2 protein-coding genes are annotated in these 1,184 nt (G+C 42.7%); both read right to left on the bottom strand.

Going from position 1 to position 1,184, the window contains the following annotated elements; all coding sequences use genetic code 11:
• Nucleotides 1-777 (bottom strand): terminase large subunit domain-containing protein (locus tag ACTJLE_RS06325; RefSeq protein ID WP_481267888.1); only part of this gene is annotated, 777 nt, incomplete at its 3' end.
• A gap of 123 nt (nt 778-900) precedes the next feature.
• Entirely contained in the window at nt 901-1,125 is a 225-nt protein-coding gene (locus ACTJLE_RS06320) for a DUF7678 domain-containing protein (protein WP_285085381.1), read from the bottom strand.
• Between the last annotated feature and the right edge of the window lie 59 nt (nt 1,126-1,184).

Below are 1,184 nucleotides of genomic sequence, written 5' to 3'. Positions count from 1 at the left end.
CGAAGGATTAGCTTTCTTCCACACCTTAGGATCCGTCCAATCATCCGTTTCTTTTGCACCATAAATCACTGGGTAAAAAGTTGGATCAATTTTCCTACCCTCGAGAATATCCACTGCTTTCTGATGCGTCTCATAGCAGATCGAATGCGTATCCGTACCAGCCGTGGTAATCAGAAAATACAGTGGCTGCATGCGAGCATCCCCGGAGCCTTTAGTCATCACGTCAAAAAGTTTACGGTTTGGCTGCGTGTGAAGCTCATCAAACACAACACCGTGAATGTTAAAACCGTGTTTAGAGTACGCTTCAGCCGACAACACCTGGTAGAAGCTGTTAGTTGGTAGGAAAATAATACGTTTTTGCGAAGCTAAAATTTTAACCCTACGGTTAAGAGCCGGACACATTCTAACCATGTCAGCCGCCACATCAAACACGATTGTTGCCTGCTGACGGTCCGCCGCACAACCATAAACTTCCGCTCGCTCCTCATTATCCCCACAGCATAAAAGCAGTGCCACTGCCGCAGCCAACTCACTTTTACCCATCTTCTTAGGTATTTCAATATACGCGGTATTAAACTGACGGTAACCATTCGGTTTCACCACGCCAAACAAGTCCCTGATAATCTGCTCCTGCCAGTCAAGGAGCTTAAAAGGCTTACCAGCCCACGTTCCCTTCGTGTGTGTTAAACATTCGATAAAACTTACAGCATAATCCGCAAGCTCTTTACTATACGTTGAATCTTCTTTTTTAAACTTAGTAACCTCGTACGCTTGCAACTTAAGCTCCTCCTTTCTTTAGGCATAAAAAAAGACGCTTACTTGCGTCCACATCATTTCTTATCTTTCCTACGAGAAACAGGGCCTTAAAAGCCCTGCTGCTTTTAACTAAACTTAAAGTTTTTAGTTTCTAGCGTCTAGGATCATTTCTAAAGCCTCGTTTGCAAGCTTGCCTGTTGGCATAATATCCCAGCCTCTATCATAGTTTGCGATAACCTTGTTATTGTTTTTCAAAGTAAGCTTGGAAATTCGACCCTGGTTAATCCCATATTCGCTTGGCTCTTCAAAAACCTTCATGCTGTAGTTTACAACCTGATCTTCAACTTTAAGCGTATCTTGTTCCCACATGATTTTTTCTCCTTTTTCTGTGTTTTTTGTTAGTACTATATATCACTCTAAGAGCGCAT

The sequence above is a fragment of the Gardnerella sp. CCPDSM genome, assembly GCF_056754715.1.
The sequence above is the reverse complement of the archived record's forward strand: the minus strand, read 5'-3'. Positions and strand labels throughout refer to the sequence as shown.

Bases quoted from the DNA above. Each gene is read 5' to 3' on its own strand.
- ACTJLE_RS06320 (WP_285085381.1), bottom strand. From the start codon at position 1,125: ATGTGGGAACAAGATACGCTTAAAGTTGAAGATCAGGTTGTAAACTAC.